12 protein-coding genes and 1 tRNA gene are annotated in these 17,388 nt (G+C 66.1%); 3 read left to right on the top strand and 10 right to left on the bottom strand.

The window, feature by feature from the left end; genetic code table 11:
* Positions 1 to 422 precede the first annotated feature (422 nt).
* On the top strand, positions 423 to 2,102 hold the full coding sequence (locus SY91_RS17830) for a DUF3300 domain-containing protein (protein ID WP_043886318.1): 1,680 nt from the start codon (positions 423 to 425) through the stop codon (positions 2,100 to 2,102).
* A 69-nt stretch (positions 2,103 to 2,171) separates the two neighbouring features.
* Here the strand turns inward: SY91_RS17830 and SY91_RS17825 are convergent, their stop codons facing one another.
* Positions 2,172 to 2,822, bottom strand: a complete 651-nt coding sequence (locus SY91_RS17825; RefSeq protein WP_006479400.1) for a pyridoxamine 5'-phosphate oxidase family protein — start codon at positions 2,820 to 2,822, stop codon at positions 2,172 to 2,174.
* A gap of 234 nt (positions 2,823 to 3,056) precedes the next feature.
* Between SY91_RS17825 and SY91_RS17820 the strand changes: the two genes are divergently transcribed.
* Positions 3,057 to 4,523, top strand: coding sequence for a PLP-dependent aminotransferase family protein (locus SY91_RS17820; protein ID WP_006479401.1), 1,467 nt, complete (start codon positions 3,057 to 3,059; stop codon positions 4,521 to 4,523).
* A 7-nt stretch (positions 4,524 to 4,530) separates the two neighbouring features.
* Here the strand turns inward: SY91_RS17820 and SY91_RS17815 are convergent, their stop codons facing one another.
* From SY91_RS17815 to SY91_RS17785, 7 genes are all read right to left on the bottom strand, one after another.
* Entirely contained in the window at positions 4,531 to 6,081 is a 1,551-nt protein-coding gene (locus SY91_RS17815; RefSeq protein WP_006479403.1) for a phospholipase D family protein, read from the bottom strand.
* 257 nt (positions 6,082 to 6,338) lie between these two features.
* Positions 6,339 to 6,417: transfer RNA gene (locus SY91_RS17810), tRNA-Ile, on the bottom strand.
* Between the two features lie 138 nt (positions 6,418 to 6,555).
* Positions 6,556 to 8,973, bottom strand: a complete 2,418-nt coding sequence (rpoD, locus tag SY91_RS17805) for an RNA polymerase sigma factor RpoD (RefSeq protein WP_074803934.1) — start codon at positions 8,971 to 8,973, stop codon at positions 6,556 to 6,558.
* 88 nt (positions 8,974 to 9,061) lie between these two features.
* On the bottom strand, positions 9,062 to 10,954 hold the full coding sequence (dnaG, locus tag SY91_RS17800; RefSeq protein ID WP_043886277.1) for a DNA primase: 1,893 nt from the start codon (positions 10,952 to 10,954) through the stop codon (positions 9,062 to 9,064).
* A gap of 70 nt (positions 10,955 to 11,024) precedes the next feature.
* Entirely contained in the window at positions 11,025 to 11,471 is a 447-nt protein-coding gene (locus tag SY91_RS17795; protein ID WP_006479409.1) for a GatB/YqeY domain-containing protein, read from the bottom strand.
* A 194-nt stretch (positions 11,472 to 11,665) separates the two neighbouring features.
* Positions 11,666 to 11,878: a 30S ribosomal protein S21 gene (rpsU, locus tag SY91_RS17790; protein ID WP_006479415.1), complete on the bottom strand. Its 213-nt coding sequence runs from the start codon at positions 11,876 to 11,878 to the stop codon at positions 11,666 to 11,668.
* Between the two features lie 104 nt (positions 11,879 to 11,982).
* Positions 11,983 to 13,203 carry an NAD(P)/FAD-dependent oxidoreductase gene (locus SY91_RS17785; protein ID WP_023474428.1) on the bottom strand — a complete coding sequence of 407 codons (1,221 nt, stop codon included), beginning with the start codon at positions 13,201 to 13,203 and terminating at the stop codon, positions 11,983 to 11,985.
* Positions 13,204 to 13,333: 130 nt separating this feature from the next.
* Here SY91_RS17785 and tsaD point away from each other — a divergent pair, with 130 nt between their 5' ends.
* On the top strand, positions 13,334 to 14,374 hold the full coding sequence (tsaD, locus tag SY91_RS17780) for a tRNA (adenosine(37)-N6)-threonylcarbamoyltransferase complex transferase subunit TsaD (protein ID WP_006479420.1): 1,041 nt from the start codon (positions 13,334 to 13,336) through the stop codon (positions 14,372 to 14,374).
* 94 nt (positions 14,375 to 14,468) lie between these two features.
* Here the strand turns inward: tsaD and folE2 are convergent, their stop codons facing one another.
* Both folE2 and dxs read right to left on the bottom strand, forming a co-directional pair.
* The gene (gene folE2, locus SY91_RS17775) at positions 14,469 to 15,278 is read right to left on the bottom strand and encodes a GTP cyclohydrolase FolE2 (protein WP_006479422.1); all 810 of its coding nucleotides are present in this window, start codon (positions 15,276 to 15,278) and stop codon (positions 14,469 to 14,471) included.
* 154 nt (positions 15,279 to 15,432) lie between these two features.
* Positions 15,433 to 17,337: a 1-deoxy-D-xylulose-5-phosphate synthase gene (gene dxs / locus SY91_RS17770; protein ID WP_023474426.1), complete on the bottom strand. Its 1,905-nt coding sequence runs from the start codon at positions 17,335 to 17,337 to the stop codon at positions 15,433 to 15,435.
* Between the last annotated feature and the right edge of the window lie 51 nt (positions 17,338 to 17,388).

Genomic DNA, 17,388 nt, shown 5'->3' with positions numbered 1-17,388 from the left:
CACATCGCGTGCGCCGCAGCCGTACTCAACCGCGTTGAATAAACCCGCGCAGGCCTCGCAGCCTTCGCGGGTTTTTTTGCATGCCGTGTTCCCGCTCACCTCGCGCAGCAAGCGTCACGCCTGCGCCCCAACCTTGCAATCGTTGCGCAAACAACTTTCACGTCGGTTACCGCGCGCCCGCCTGTCCACTTACGGACTGCAAGGTACACACACTGTTACACAACGCCGCGACAACTTCCGCGCGTATCGTGCGTTTAACTAAAGGTATCGATTCGTCGCGGGACAACCACCATGCGAACACGATCCAGCCGCCCGCTCCGGCCGATGCCACCGGAACCTGCGCGGACGGTCGCGACATGGTGTTCGAGCCGATCGCCCGGCCCGCGTGCCTGCCAACGCTGTCACCACATCGAACGAACAACATGAACCACGCCCGTGCACACCGCCCCGTCAGGACGCTGATCGCGTCGTCCGTCATCGTGTCGCTGCTCGGCCTGTCGGCCTGCAAGCACGACGACAACAGCACCGCCGCGCCGGCCAGCGATGCGAGCGCCGCGTCGGCGGCCCAGCCCGCGTCGACGCCCGTCGCATACACGCCGCCGAGTGCCGACCAGCTCTACCAGATGGTCGCGCCGATCGCGCTGTTCCCCGACAAGCTGGTCGCGCTGGTGCTCGCGGGCGCAACGTATCCGGACCAGATAGCGGCCGCCAATACATGGGTGACGCAAAATCCGTCGTTGAAGGGCCAGGCGCTCGCGAGCGCCGCCGATGCGCAACCGTGGGACCCGTCCGTCAAGGCACTGACCGCGTTCCCCGCGGTGCTGTCGCAAATGGCGTCGAACCCGGCCTGGACCACCTCGCTCGGACAGGCGTACTACAACGACCCGACCGACGTGATGAATGCGATCCAGGTGATGCGCCAGCGCGCGCAGAAATCCGGCCATCTGCGCTCGAGCGGCCAGCTGCGGGTCACGCAAGTCGCGCAAGCCGCGCCGGCGGGGTACACGCCGGCCACCGACGCGCCGGTGGTCTACAGCGGGCCGGCGATCGTGCCGCCGCCCGAGCAGGCGATCGAGATCGAACCCGCGCAGCCCGATGTCGTGTACGTACCGTCGTACAACCCGACCGTCGTCTACGGCGAGCCGGTTTCGTCCTATCCCGGCTATGTGTATCGGCCACCCGTTTACAGCACCGGCGAAGTCGTCACGGCCGGCGTGATCACGTTTGGCATCGGCATCGCCGTTGGCGCGGCGATCTTCGGGCATCACGACTGGGGCTGGCATGCATGGGGCGTGAACTGGGGCGCACCGCACCCCGAAGGCCCGGCGTGGCACGGCGGCTGGCAGCGTCCGGCCGTGGTGTACAACCACACCACCTACGTGACGAAGTCGACCACGGTGATCAACAACGTCACGAACATCCGCAACACACGCATCACGAACAACTACGGCGGCAACGTCACCAACAACAACACGGCGATCGGGCGCAACACGGTCCGGCCGGGCGCGGAGCCGATGCGCGGCCAGGCCCTGGAGCAGCGCCCGGGTGCCGCGCCGATGACGATCCCGCATTTCGGTGCAAACGACGCGCGCCCCGGTGCACGACCCGCGCCCGAAGCATTCGCGCAGCATCGCGCGAATGCGCCGCATGCCGAGGTGCCTGTGCCGCATCCGCCCGGTGCGACGCACGACACGCGGCAGCAGGCGATGCAGCGCGAACATGCCGCGCAGGAGACTCGCGCGGCGGCGCAGCAACAGCAGCAGCAACGCGCGGAAATGCAGCGACACGACGCGGCCCAGCAGCGCGAAGCGCTGCAGCAACGCAATGCCGCCCAACAGCAGGAACACGCTCAGGCGCAGCAGCGCGACGAAGCGCAACAGCAGCAACGCGTGGAAGCGCAGCAACGTGACGAGGCCCGGCAACAGCAGCGGAGCGAGGCAGCACAACAGCCTCAACGCAAGGAGATGCAGCCGCACCCCGAAGCGCCGCCGCGCGAACACGCGGCACCGCAGCCTCGGCAAGCAGCGCCCGAGCATGCGCACGCGCCGCATCCGGCCGAGTCGCACCCGCCGCACGAGTCGCGCGAACATCGGCCGGGATAAAAGCACGACACGCCGGCATCATGGCCATGCGGGCGCTACGGCCCGCCACGCCACGCGCCGCCGCCCCCTTCAATCGGCCCAGTTCCGGACGTAGTCCGGCACCACCACGTTGCCGTCTGCATGGACCGGCGCGCCGCGCGTCGTCTTCAGTGGCAGGATCCCGGCCCACACCGCCAGCCCGAGATCCTCCTCCTTGTCGGACGGCAGCGAATCGCTGACTTTCACGGCCGCTTCCGCCATCGAAATCCGCAGCACGCTGGTCGCATTGATTTCCTTCGAATTTCCCGGCCGCGCTTCATGCTTGCGGCCCGGCGCGATCTTGTCCATCAACGCATCCAGCGCGGCGAGTTTTTCCGCGCTGCCTTCGATCACGTCGAACTGCCCGTAGATCACCGCGGATCGATAATTCATCGAATGATTGAAGGCGGATCTGGCCAGCACGAGGCCGTCCAGCAGCGTCATCGCGACGCAAGCCTGCGCGCCGGCCGACAATGCCTTGACCATGCGGCTGCCGTTCGACCCGTGGATATAGAGCGCGTCGCCCCTTCTCCAGTGCGCGGTCGGAATGCAGTGCGTGTTCTGCCCGTCGCCGAACGCGATGTGACAGACATACGCGTCGTCCACGATGCGGTGGAGCATCGTGCGATCGTGGCTCGCCAGTTCAGGCAGGCGGCGAATGGTCGTACGCGGCGTGGAAGAGAGATCGGTCTTTTCGTTCATCTATTTGTACTGCGAAATGAATGGTATCGGCATCGTGCCGTATCCGTGCATGAACGCGCGACTACCCGGCCCATCGACAGTCGCTCGTCGAATCGAGCAAAATACGCGCATCCCGCCAGTCGCGCCGATCGCCGAAAATGCGCGTTGCCGGCCTGCCCCGCGAGAACGTGAACGATACGATGCGCGCGGCCTCTTCGAAAGAACCAGCACAACGAAAATTTCTGGAACCAGCCCATGGATCTCGCGCTGCTCATCTCGTCGCTTGCCAGACAGGACGGCGCGACAACGCATAGCCAGCAGGAAGCCCTCTACCGGAGCCTGCGCAACATGCTGCTGGACGGGCACCTTCCGCCCGGCACGCGGCTCGCGTCGACACGCGTGCTCGCGGCCGAGCTGGGCATCGCGCGCAATTCCGCGGTCTATGCGTACGAGCGTCTTGCCGAGGAAGGCTTCGTGGCGGCCACGCGCAACGGCACGATCACACTATGGGACGGATGCGACCGCTCGAACGTCGGCAATGACGACGACCCCGCGCCGGTTCACTTGTCGGCGCGCGTGCACGGGCTGGAGAACGCCGATCCCGAGCCCGAACGCATGCTGCCGTTCGTTCCCGGCCTGCCGTCCCTCGACGAATTCCCGGTTGCCCAGTGGCGTCGTTGCATCGAGCGCGCATGGAAGACCATCACGCCCGCCCGGCTGGCGTACGGCCCGGTCGAAGGGCTGCCCGAACTGCGGCGCGCGGTCGCCGCGTACATCCGCGTGTCGCGCGGTGTGCGCTGCGACACGGGCCAGGTGTTCATCACCGACGGCACGCAGAGCAGCCTCGAACTCTGCGCGCGCATGCTGGCGAATCCCGGGGAATACGGCTGGCTCGAGAACCCTTGCTACAACGGCGCGAGAACCGCGTTCCGGTCGACCGGCCTGAATCCCGTGCCGATCGAGATCGATCGCGAGGGCATGGCGCCGACCGACGCGCAGTGGCGCACCCACCCGCCCCGGCTGATCTATACGACACCGTCGCACCAGTACCCGCTCGGCGCGCTGATGAGCCCGCGGCGGCGCGCGGCGCTCGTCGAGCATGCCCGTGCATGCGGCGCGTGGATCATCGAGGACGACTACGATAGCGAATTCCGTCACGGCGGCCAGCCGCTGCCCGCAATCCAGGGCCTGCATGCGGATGCACCGGTGTGCTATCTCGGCACGTTCAGCAAGACGATGTTTCCGGCCCTTCGGCTCGGCTTCATGGTGGTGCCGCCGGTGCTGGTCGACCGCTTCACGCGCACGCTGCGCGAACTCGTCCATCGCGGCCACTCGGCCGACCAGCTGGCGATGGCCGAATTCATCGACACCGGCCTCTTTGCGCGGCACCTGCGGAAGATGCGGGCGCTTTACGCCGACCGGCGCGGCAGCCTCGAAGCGGCGCTCGCCCGCCATCTCGGCACGTCGCTGAGCGTGCGGGAAAGCCCCGGCGGCATGCATCTTTCCGCGGATCTCGCGGTGCCGCTGCACGATACCGACGTCGCGCGTACGGCCGCCGCCCGCGGCTTGCGGCTCCAACCGCTGAGCAGCTACTGCATCGGCGACGGCCGCCGCTACAACGGCTTCGTGCTCGGCTATTCAGGGCTGAGCGACGCGACGATCGAGACAGCGGCGATACAGTTTGCCGACGTCATCGAGCAGCACCGCCGCGCGCCGCGCTGAGTGTCGCTCACAGTTGCGATTCGATCGGAAACAGCCCGAGAAACCACACTTCCATCCGCCGCGGGGCGGACACTTCCGGCTCGTGATCGATCTCGGTGACCTTCCCGTCCGCATCCGTCTGAACCCACTTGAGGCGCCCGCTGCCGGCCGCATCGGTTCTCGCCTCGACACGCCACGCGATCTGGTCGAGCCGCGCCTCCAGATCGTTGGCCACCTGCGATGCAATCGCCGGGCTCTCGCAATAAACGCCGATCTCCGTATTGAGGTTCAGCGAGCGCGGATCGAGATTCATCGACCCGATGAAGATGCTCGTGTGATCGAATACGTAGGTCTTCGCATGCAGCGATGCGCGCGACGAGCCGATGATCACCTGCTTCGAAATACTCTTGTCGCCCGAGGGCCGGCGCTCGTAAAGCCGCACGCCGGCGTTCACCAGATCGCTTCGATAGCGCCGGTAGCCGGCATGCACGGCCGCCACGTCGGTCGACGCGAGCGAATTGGTCAGCACCGTCACGCGCACGCCGCGCGCCGTGAGCGCGCGCAGCCGCTCGACCACCTCCTTGCCGGGCACGAAATACGGCGACACGATCAGCAGGTCGTGCCGGGGCTGCAACGCAAGCGCACGCAACTGCGGCATCAGGTGGCCGTCGCGGTCCTTCGGCGGGTGCGCGATCTTCGACGGATCGTCGTACAGCACCGTCGCATGCCCCCACGACAGCTCCGTGCCCTGCCCGTGGACGATCCGGTCGAGCCGCTGGCGGGCCTCGAGCACGTACGGATTGTCCTCCATGGCCCTCAGGTAGTCGCGCAACCGTTCTCGCTCGCGCTCGAGGCCGCCCGGCGCCGCATCGTGCCCGACCAGCGTATCGACCGGATATGCGTACGGCGAATTCCAGAACGTATCGAATTCCGTCGAGATGTCTTTCACGACCGGCCCGTGAACGACGACATCGAGATCGCCGAACTCCAGCATCGACGATGCGCCGAAGTATTCGTCGCCGATATTGCGCCCGCCGACGATCGCAGCCTGGTTGTCCGCGATCATCGCCTTGTTGTGCATGCGTCGGTTGACGCGCGAGAACTCGAACAGGGTGCCGAGCTTCTTGAACCGGCGCGTCGCCACCGGATTGAACAGCCGGATCTCGATGTTCGGATGCGCGCTGATCTCGAGCAGCTTGCGGTCGTCGGCGTTGGTGCCGAGATCGTCGAGCAGCGCGCGCACACGCACGCCGCGATCGGCCGCGCGCATGACCGCGTCGGCCAGTTCGTGGCCGGTCAGGTCGTCGTGCCAGATGTAGTACTGAAGGTCCAGCGAGCGCTCGGCGCGATCGGCGAGCAGCACGCGCGCGTCCAGTGCGTCGACCGGATCGGTCAGCAAATGAAACGCGTCCTGCCCCGGATGGGCGGCAGCCTGCTGACGAAATGCCACGCCGAGGCGCGTATCGTCGGTATCGGTGAACGCATGCGTCGGCGCGCGGTCCGCCTGCGGCGGCAGGCTCGCGCACGCGGCAAGCATCAGCAACGACAGAATCGCACCCCACGAACGCAGCCTGATCATGATCGCCGTCCCCGCTCCCGGGTGAAATCCGTTTGTTCTGGCCGCCGAATGGACGCGGCACTGATCGGCGGTCCTGACGTGCGCACGTATCGCACCGAGGCCGGCCGCGCCACAGCATACTTCGATTGCCCTCGGCGCGGCAGCCCCTCGTTGTTTTCCTGATCGCACCGCGCGGCCGCCCAAAGAAAAACCCGCGACGCATGACGCGATCGCGGGTTTTCGGCATGCCGCGATACTGCGCGGCGCGGCATGAAATCTGGTGGGCCCCCCGGGAGTCGAACCCGGCACCAACGAATTATGAGTTCGCTGCTCTAACCAAGCATGAGCTAGGGGCCCAGACGAGAAGCAAAGGGTGCTACACGCCACCCCGGCAACGAAGCCGGGCCGGCATTGTAACAACAAAGACGACAGAGGGAACGAACGCCACCGGCATCATGCGGATACCGGCGGCGTTCGTAAGAGAGACGCTGGAAATCAGTTCCCTTCGAGGAACGACTTCAGCTTGTCGGAACGGCTCGGGTGACGCAGCTTGCGCAGCGCCTTGGCCTCGATCTGACGGATCCGCTCGCGCGTGACGTCGAACTGCTTGCCGACTTCCTCGAGCGTGTGATCGGTGCTCATCTCGATACCGAAACGCATCCGCAGCACCTTCGCCTCGCGCGGCGTCAGCGAATCGAGCACGTCCTTCACGACGTCGCGCATGCTGGCATGCAGCGCGGCATCCGCCGGCGCGACCGTGTTGGTGTCCTCGATGAAGTCGCCGAGATGGGAATCGTCGTCGTCACCGATCGGCGTTTCCATCGAGATCGGCTCCTTCGCGATCTTCATGATCTTGCGGATCTTGTCTTCCGGCATCTCCATCTTCTCGGCGAGCGTTGCCGGGTCCGGCTCGAGACCGGTTTCCTGCAGGATCTGCCGCGAGATGCGGTTCATCTTGTTGATCGTTTCGATCATGTGAACCGGAATACGGATCGTGCGCGCCTGGTCGGCGATCGAGCGCGTGATGGCCTGACGGATCCACCACGTCGCATAGGTCGAGAACTTGTAGCCGCGACGGTATTCGAACTTGTCCACCGCCTTCATCAGGCCGATGTTGCCTTCCTGGATCAGGTCGAGGAACTGCAGGCCGCGGTTCGTGTACTTCTTCGCGATCGAGATCACGAGACGCAGGTTGGCCTCGGTCATTTCGCGCTTCGCCTGACGCGCCTTCAGTTCGCCGGCCGCCATCTGACGGTTGGTTTCCTTCAGGTCCTTCAGCGGCAGCACGACGCGCGCCTGCAGGTCGAGCAGGCGCTGCTGCTGTTCGCGGATCGCCGGGACGTTACGCGACAGCACCGCGCTGTACGGGTGACCTTCCGCGGTGATCTTCTCGGCCCAGTCGAGATCCGTCTCGCTGCCCGGGAAGCGCGCGATGAATTCCGAGCGCGGCATGCCGCACTTGTCGACGACGATGTGCAGGATCTGACGCTCGACCTGACGCACTTCGTCCACCTGCGCACGCAGCGTGTCGCACAGGCGTTCGACGGTACGCGCGGTGAAGCGGATCGTCATCAGTTCGCTCTGGATCGTTTCCTGCGCCTTCAGGTAGGCCTTCGACTTGTAGCCTTCCTTTTCGAACGCGCGGCGCATCTTGTCGAACCACTCGCTGATCTGCGAGAACTTCTCGAGCGACGCGCGCTTGAGGGCTTCGAGCTGGGCGGCGTTCGCCGATGCCTGCGCGGCACCGTCGTCTTCCTCCTCTTCCTCTTCTTCCTCTTCCTCTTCGGCTTCCTCGTCCTCGTTCTCGATGGCTTCCGCCTCCTTCGCGGAGAAGCCGTCCGTATCGGCGGCGTCCGCGGCATTCGGATCGAGCAGGCCGTCGACGAGCTCGTCGACGCGGATCTCTTCGTTCGCGACGCGTTCGGCCATCGCGAGGATGTCGGCGATCGTCGTCGGGCACGCGGAGATGGCCATCACCATATGGCGCAGGCCGTCCTCGATCCGCTTCGCGATCTCGATTTCGCCTTCGCGCGTGAGCAGCTCGACCGTGCCCATCTCGCGCATGTACATCCGGACCGGATCGGTCGTGCGGCCGAATTCCGAATCGACGGTGGACAGCGCGACTTCCGCTTCCTCCTCGACTTCATCGTCCGACGACGCGGCGGGCGCGTTGTCGTTCAGGAGCAGCGTTTCCGCGTCCGGCGCCTGCTCGTAAACCGCCACGCCCATGTCGTTGAACGTGCCGATGATGCCCTCGAGGGCTTCCGTCTCGGTGAAGTTGTCCGGCAGGTGGTCGTTGATTTCGGCGTACGTGAGGAAGCCGCGCTCCTTGCCGAGCTTGATCAGCGCGCGCAGTTTCACGCGGCGCTCTTCGAGCTCCTCGGCCGTGCCCGGCGTGCTCGTCGCGAACGCTTCCTTCAGCAGCGCCTTTTCCTTGGCGCGACGATCGCGCACCTTGGACTTGCCCGGTGCAGCCGCGGCTGCGGGCTGCTCGTCGCTCTGATTTGCGTCGTCTTCGACGGATACTTCGTTCAGCTTTTTGGTCATGGAGTTCGCCGTACCGGCTATATCGACTCGCGGCTGCTGGACGACAGCCGGTTGAACCGTGGGTGCATGAGTAGTACGTACTGCCGTTTCGTCCGCGTCGGCAGTCGTGTCCCTTGCGCTTTTCGCACTTGCCCGCTTCGCCGCCGGCTTGGCCGGCCCGGAGTCGGGTCTGGCGGCAGCCCGTGTTCTGGCTGCCGGCGCCGGCGCAGCCTGAGCAGTGCCGGCCGCGGTTTTCTTTCCTGCAGGGGCTGACGTGGCTGAAGACGTTGTCCTGGTGGAAGAAGCAGACTTGGCCGCTGTGACCTTCTTGGTCGGCTCCGTCGAGCCCTTGCCTGTTGCTTTCTTTCCGCCTGTCGTCTTTGCCATCGCGATTCTCGCCTCTGCTTGGAAAACAAACCGCTGGAAACCTTATATTATAGCACGCTGGGGAGCCCTCTCTAAGCGCCCCAGCCGCCTACAGCCCGAGCCGACGCTTCATGTCGGTTCGCTGCTGGTTCAATTCCGTCAATTCGGCCAATTCCTCGGGTGTGAAGGTGGATTGCCGCGCCAGCCTGTCCAGCCGGTCGCAGCAGGCGTCATAGCGCATCTTGAGCACCGCTGCCTGCAGCTCCTCCCCCGCGATCCGTTCCTGCTCACGCTGCCGCTCGGGCACCGTCTCGTCTTCCGGATTCTGTAACAGCAAATCGCGGACGTTTTCATCATAGTCCAGAATTTCGCGGAAGATTTCCTCGTAAGTCGCCCCGTTCGAGGACGTCCTGAGGACATCCGACAGCAGCCGGAACTCCGCACCGTCGCCCAGCGCGCGCGCATGATCGACGACTTCCGCGAACAGCTCGCCGATGCGCGGCAGCGCGCGCAGGGTCGCAATCTGTTCGTCGTCGAGCTGCGATGCAATGCGCGGATGCATCACCAGCGTACGCAACGCGCGCTTTTCGCTGTCCGTCACGCGGCGCCGCTCGCTGCGCGCGGGCGCCTGCCGCGGCGGCGTCGCGATGCGCGTATCGACGTCCGACAGCGCCGCGACCTCTTCGAACGGGATGTCGAGGCGGTCGGCGAACATGTGCATGATCTGCGCGCGCAACGCGTTCGCCGGCAGCGCCTGCAACAGCGGCTTCGCATCGAACAGCGCCTTCGCGCGGCCTTCCGGCTGATCGAGCGCCTTGCCGGCAATCGCTTCGTTCAACAGAAATTGCGACAGCGGCATCGCACGTTCGACCTGCTCGGAGAATGCGTCCGCGCCGAATTCGCGCACGTAGCTGTCCGGATCGTGCTCGGTCGGCAGAAAAAGGAACCGGATCGTGCGGTTGTCGCCCGCATGCGGCAGGCAGGCCTCGAGCGCGCGCCGGGCCGCGCGCCGCCCGGCCGAATCGCCGTCGAAACTGAAAATGACCGTGTCGGTCTGGCGCAGCAGCTTCTGCACGTGAATCGGCGTGCATGCGGTGCCGAGCGTCGCGACCGCGTTCGGAAACCCGAGCTGCGCGAGCGCGACGACGTCCATGTAGCCTTCGACGACCAGCACGTACTTGCGCTCGCGAATCGCGAGCCGCGCCTCGAACAGCCCGTACAGCTCGCTGCCCTTGTTGAACAGCGGCGTTTCCGGCGAATTCAGGTACTTCGGTTCGCCGCTGCCGAGCACGCGGCCGCCGAAACCGATCACCTGCCCCTTCACGTTGCGGATCGGGAACATGATCCGCTCGCGGAACCGGTCGTAGCGGCGCGCGACGCCCTGGGCGTCGGTCTTCTCGCTGACGATCACGAGCCCCGCCTCGACGAGCGACTCGTCGCGATAGTCCGGGAACGCGGCTTCGAGGTTCTGCCAGCCGTCCGGCGCATAGCCGAGACCGAAGCGCGCGGCGATCTCGCCGGTCAGACCCCGGTTCTTCAGGTACTGGATCGCGACGGTCGCGCCGCGCAACTGCTTGCGGTAGTAGTCGCATGCCGCCGTCATCGCATCAGACAGCGCGGTCGCGACCGATTTCGACACGGGCGCCGGATAGTCGCCGCCACCGCCTCCGCCCCCACCGCCTCCGCCCCCACCGCCGCCGCGCATCGACGGTTCGTGCGGCACGGTCAGCCCGACGGATTGCGCGAGTTCCTGCACGGCTTCCGGGAACGTGAGCCCCGCATGTTCCATCAGGAAGCCGATCGCCGTGCCGTGCGCGCCGCAACCGAAGCAGTGATAGAACTGCTTGGTCGGGCTCACGGTAAACGACGGGCTCTTCTCGTTATGGAACGGGCACAGGCCCATGAAGTTGGCGCCGCCCTTCTTGAGCTGCACGTACCGGCCCACCACGTCGACGATATCGACGCGGTTCAGCAAATCCTGCAGGAACGAATGCGGAATCACCGTGAGATCGAGCGAAAAAAGACAATACGACGCCCGGCGCACGCATCGCTGGGCGCGCCGGGAACGGGTTTTACTTCGTGAGCGCGGCCTTGACCTGCGCGGAAACGGCCGTCATGTCGGCACGGCCGGCGAGCTTGCCCTTCAGCACGCCCATCACCTTGCCCATGTCCTGCGGGCCTGCCGCGCCGGTTTGCGCGACGGCCGCCTGCACCTCGGCCGCCACTTCGGCGTCCGACAGTTGCGCGGGCATGTAGCCGCCCAGCACGGTCAGCTCGGCTTGCTCCTTCGCGACCAGATCGTCGCGACCGGCCGCCTGGAACTGGCTGATCGAATCCTTGCGCTGCTTGATCATCTTGTCGATCACGGCCGTGATGCCCGCGTCGTCGAGCGTGACCCGATCATCGACTTCGCGCTGCTTGATCGCGGCCATCAGCAGGCGAATCGTTGCCAGGCGCTCGCTTTCCTTCGCGCGCATCGCGGCCTTCATGTCTTCGCTGATCTGCTCTTTCAAACTCATCTTTCACCCGGGATGGAAACGTGAATCCGACGCCCGCGAATGGGCGTCAACACAAAAACCCGCTTGGGACAGTGTCTCAAGCGGGTTGCTCGAATCCGGCATCGGCGACTCGCCGCCTGATCGGCTGCGCGATCACACCCGATCGCACGGAGTCGCCGGTGCGCCGCTCAGCGAACCGCGCGGCGCCCAATCGTTCAGTACAGCTTCTTCGGCAGCGTCTGGCTGCGAATCCGCTTGTAATGACGCTTCACCGCAGCGGCCTTCTTACGCTTGCGTTCTGCGGTCGGCTTCTCGTAAAACTCGCGCGCACGAAGCTCGGTCAGCAGACCGTTCTTCTCGATCGTGCGCTTGAAGCGACGCATTGCAACTTCGAACGGCTCGTTCTCTTTAACGCGAATGATCGTCATGATCCGACACGAATAAAGGTTTGCAAGGAAAGACTACCGAGTATAGCAGAGCGATTGTTCAAAGGCACGGACCCCAACCCGCCAGAACGGCGCCGGCCGGCGCGTCAGGCGCCTCGCGCATACTCGGCCGCGGCCTGCCCGGCCGCCGTGCCGGACGCCCATGCCCACTGGAAGTTGTAGCCGCCGAGCCAGCCCGTCACGTCCACCGCCTCGCCGACGAAGAACAGCCCCGGCACGCGCGCGCTCATCATCGTCGCTGACGACAGCTCGCGCGTATCGACCCCGCCCTTCGTCACCTCGGCCTTCTTGTAGCCTTCGGTGCCGTTCGGCGTCAGCGTCCAGCCGGACAGCGCTTCACCGATCTGGCGCAGCGTCTTGTCGGGCAGATCCGCGAGCCGCGCGTCGGCCGCGACGCGATGCGTGTCGAGCCACGCATGCGCGAGGCGCGACGGCACCCAGTCGGCGAGCAGTGAGCCGATCTGGCGCTTCGACGTGCGCTTCGCGTCGAGCAGATCGGCCACCGTGTCGCGCTGCGGAAGCAGGTCGACGCGGATCGGGTCGCCGGGCTGCCAGTAGCTCGAGATCTGCAGGATGCCGGGCCCGGACAGCCCGCGATGGGTCAGCAGCAGGTCCTCGACGAATTCGCCGCCACGCTTCTTGTCGCCGGTCGACACGCGCACTTCGAGCGATACGCCGGACAGCGGCGCGAACGGCGCCCAGTCTTGCGGTGCGAACGTCAGCGGCACGAGCGCGGGCCGCGTATCGACGAGCTTGTGGCCGAACTGCTTCGCGAGCCGGTAGCCGAAATCGGTCGCACCGATCTTCGGAATCGACAGCCCGCCGGTCGCGACGATCAATGCGCGTGCCCCGATCGGGCCGGCCTGCTGCGTGTCGAGCGTGAAGCCGTCGGACGGCGCATGGCGCACCGCGTCGACGACGACGGGCCGGCGCCACGCGATGCCGCCCGCGTCGCACTCGTGCTTCAGCACGTCGATGATCGCGTCGCTGCCGTGGTCGCAAAAGAGCTGGCCCTTGTGCTTTTCGTGCCAGGTCACGTGATGGCGCTTGAGCAGCCCGAGGAAATCGCGCGGCGTATAGCGCGCGAGCGCCGAGCGCGCGAAATGCGGATTCGACGACAGGTAGTTGTCGGGCCCGGCGTACAGGTTCGTGAAATTGCAGCGGCCGCCGCCCGAGATGCGGATTTTCTCGGCGAGCCGCGGCGCGTGATCGATCAGCACGACGCGGCGGCCGAGCTGGCCGGCGACCGCGGCGCTCATCATGCCGGCGGCGCCCGCGCCGATCACGGCGATGTCATAAGTTTCCATGGCGCGGATTGTACCCGCCCGGCCTCGGGCTCGGGCCGCCCGCAGGGGCCGTGAGCCCCCGCCTGCTATAATTTCGGGTTACGTTGACCTACCTGCGGCGCGCCCGAAACGGCGTGCCCCGCCCGCACCCATGCTCGTTCTCGGCATCGAAAGCTCCTGCGACGAAACCGGCCTCGCGCTCTACGACACGCAGCGCGGCCTGCTCGCGCACGCGCTCCATTCGCAGATCGCGATGCACCGCGACTACGGCGGCGTCGTGCCCGAGCTCGCATCGCGCGACCACATCCGCCGCGCGCTGCCGCTGCTCGAGGAAGTGATGGCGCAAAGCGGCACGCGCCGCGACGACATCGACGCGATCGCTTTCACGCAGGGCCCCGGCCTCGCCGGCGCGCTGCTGGTCGGCGCGAGCATCGCGAATGCACTCGCGCTCGCGTGGAACAAGCCGACCGTCGGCATCCATCACCTCGAAGGCCACCTGCTGTCGCCGTTGCTGGTCGACGAGCCGCCGCCGTTCCCGTTCGTCGCGCTGCTGGTGTCCGGCGGCCACACGCAACTGATGCGCGTGACCGACGTCGGCGTGTACGAGACGCTCGGCGAAACGCTCGACGACGCGGCCGGCGAAGCGTTCGACAAGACGGCGAAACTGATCGGCCTCGGCTACCCGGGCGGCCCCGAAGTATCGAAGCTGGCCGAAACGGGCACGCCGGGCGCGGTCGTGCTGCCGCGCCCGATGCTGCATTCGGGCGATCTCGACTTCAGCTTCAGCGGCCTGAAGACGGCCGTGCTCACGCAGATGAAGAAATTCGAAGCGGCGAAGCTCGAAGGCGAAGCCCTCGAACGCGCGAAGGCCGACCTGGCACGCGGCTTCGTCGATGCGGCCGTCGACGTACTCGTCGCGAAGTCGCTCGCCGCGCTGAAGAAGACGAAGCTCAAGCGCCTCGTGGTCGCGGGCGGCGTCGGCGCGAACCGCCAGTTGCGCGCGGCACTGTCGGCGGCCGCGGCCAAGCGCGGCTTCGACGTGCACTACCCCGATCTCGCGCTCTGCACCGACAACGGCGCGATGATCGCGCTGGCGGGCGCGCTGCGGCTCGGCCGCTGGCCGGAACAGGCGAATGCCGACTATGCGTTCACGGTGAAGCCGCGCTGGGACCTCGCGTCGCTCGCGGGCTGAATCGCGCCACGCGACACCGCCAGCCGGAAAACGAAAAAGCCGCTCGTTCGAGCGGCTTTTCTCATTGGCAGGACAAAATGCCGCGGTCGCAGCGTTATGCAGCGTGGCGCTTGTCGCGTTCGATCAACGCATACGCGCTGTGATTGTGGATCGATTCGAAGTTCTCGGCTTCGAGCACGTAAGCAACCACCCGCTCGTCCGCATCGAGACGTTGTGCGACGTCGCGCACCAGATCCTCGACGAACTTCGGGTTCTCGTATGCGCGCTCGGTGACGAACTTCTCGTCCGGACGCTTCAACAGCCCCCACAGTTCGCACGACGCTTCCTCTTCCGCGATGCGGATCAGCGCCTCGACCGGCAGATCGGCGGCCAGTTCGGCATCGATCGTCACGTGCGAGCGCTGGTTGTGCGCGCCGTACTGCGAGATCTTCTTCGAGCACGGGCACAGGCTCGTGACCGGCACGAGCACCTTCAGGAACAGGCGCGTGTCGCCGTTGCGGCTTTCGCCGGCGAGCGTCACTTCATAGTCGAGCAGGCTCTGCACGCCGGACACCGGCGCGGTCTTGTTCACGAAATACGGGAACGTGACTTCGATGCGGCCGGCCTCGGCTTCGAGCTTCACGAGCATCGACGCGAGCATCGCGCGGAAGCGCTCGACCGTCAGCGGCGCGCGGTTCTCCTCGAGCAGCGCGACGAAGCGCGACATGTGCGTGCCCTTCTGATCGGCCGGCAGACGGACGTCGAGATTCCAGACACCGACGGTCGGTTGCACGTCGCCGCTTTCGGTACACACCGTCAACGGATGCCGGACCGCCTTCACGCCCACGCGCTGAATCGGGATCTGACGGGTATCCACCGTGCTCTGCACGTCGGGCATCACGAAGGCGGGATTCATCTGGTTCATCTTGTTCAATCCTTGTAAGCCGCGCGTTCGACGACGCGCACGCCGCATCATGCGGCAGCCGGAAAAGCAACATGGGCCCGCAGGCCCATGTTTTCCGCATCAATGAAGACCGGTTGCGCCAGTCGCACCGACGCCGCCCGCAGGCGGCGCCAGCTTATGCGACGCGCTTCGCGTGGCCGGCGACATCGGCCGCAGGGCTCAGGAAGCGTTCGCGAATCGACTTCGCGATGCCCGCGCCGTCGAGGCCGCATTGCGCCAGCAGCTTCGCGTGGTCGCCGTGGTCGACGAACTGGTCAGGGAGGCCCAATTGTAGTACGAGTCGGATAACCCCACTCTCCATCAGGGCTTCCACGCAGGCCGAACCCGCGCCCCCCATCACGCAGCCTTCCTCGACCGTGACGAGGTAGTCGTGCGTTTCGGCCAGCTCGCGCACGAGCGCCGCATCGACCGGCTTCACGAAGCGCATGTTCGCGACCGTTGCATCGAGCTCCTCGGCAGCGGCGAGCGACGGTGCGACCATCGTGCCGAACGCGAGGATCGCGACGCGCTTGCCTTCCGGCTGCGACGTGCGGCGACGCACTTCACCCTTGCCGAGCGGGATCTCGGTGAATTCCTTCACCGTCGCCACGCCCGTGCCCGCGCCGCGCGGATAACGCACCGCGGTCGGGTTCGGCTGCTGCAGCGCCGTGTGCAGCATCTGGCGGCATTCGTTCTCGTCGGACGCGGCCATGATCGTCATGTTCGGGATGCAGCGCATGAACGCGAGATCGTATGCGCCCGCATGCGTCGCGCCGTCCGCGCCGACGAGGCCCGCGCGATCGATCGCGAACACGACCGGCAGGTTCTGCAGCGCGACATCGTGGATCAACTGGTCGTACGCACGTTGCAGGAACGTCGAGTAGATCGCGACGACGGGCTTCAGCCCTTCGGTCGCGAGACCGCCCGCGAACGTCACCGCGTGCTGCTCGGCGATGCCGACGTCGTAGTAGCGATCCTTGAAGCGCTTCTCGAACTCGACCATGCCCGAGCCTTCGCGCATCGCGGGCGTGATGCCGACCACGCGCGTATCGCGCTCGGCTTCGTCGCACAGCCACTCGCCGAACACCTGCGTGTAGGTCTTCTTCGCGGGCGTCGTCGACGGCTTGATGCCTTCGGCGGGGTTGAACTTGCCGGGGCCGTGATAGAGCACCGGATCGGCTTCGGCGAGCTTGTAGCCCTGGCCTTTCTTCGTCACCACATGCAGGAACTGCGGGCCGCGCAGTTCGCGGATGTTCTGCAGCGTCGGGATCAGCGAATCGAGATCGTGACCGTCGATCGGGCCGATGTAGTTGAAGCCGAACTCCTCGAACAGCGTGGCCGGCACGACCATGCCCTTCGCGTGCTCCTCGAGCTTGCGCGCGAGTTCGAGCACCGGCGGCGCCACACTCAGCACGCGCTCGACGCCCGCGCGCGCAGCCGCATAGAAGCGGCCCGACATCAGGCGGGCGAGATGGCGATTCAGCGCGCCGACCGGCGGCGAGATCGACATGTCGTTGTCGTTCAGGATCACGAGCAGCTTCGCATTTTCCGATACGCCCGCGTTGTTCATCGCCTCGAACGCCATGCCGGCCGTCATCGCGCCGTCGCCGATCACCGCGATCGAGAAGCGGTCGTCGCCGTTCAGCTGGCTGCCGATCGCCATGCCGAGCGCGGCCGAGATCGACGTGCTCGAGTGCGCGGTGCCGAACGTGTCGTATTCCGACTCGCTGCGGCGCGGGAAGCCCGAGATGCCGTCGTACTGACGCAGCGAATGCATCTGGTCGCGGCGGCCCGTCAGGATCTTGTGCGGGTAGGTCTGGTGACCCACGTCCCAGACGATGCGATCGTTCGGCGTGTTGAACACGTAGTGCAACGCGATCGTCAGCTCGACCGTCCCGAGGTTGGACGACAAATGGCCGCCCGTCTTCGACACGCTGTCGAGCACGAACGCGCGCAGTTCATCCGCGAGCGGTTGCAGTTGGCGACGATCGAGGCGGCGCAAATCCGCCGGGTCGTCGATGGTTTTCAGCAAGTCGTACATCGTCGTTCCATTGTAGGAAATCAAACGCGCCCGCATTCTTTTGCACGCACC

It is taken from the genome of Burkholderia cenocepacia (genome assembly GCF_014211915.1).
Classification (GTDB): domain Bacteria; phylum Pseudomonadota; class Gammaproteobacteria; order Burkholderiales; family Burkholderiaceae; genus Burkholderia; species Burkholderia orbicola.
The sequence above is the reverse complement of the archived record's forward strand: the minus strand, read 5'-3'. Positions and strand labels throughout refer to the sequence as shown.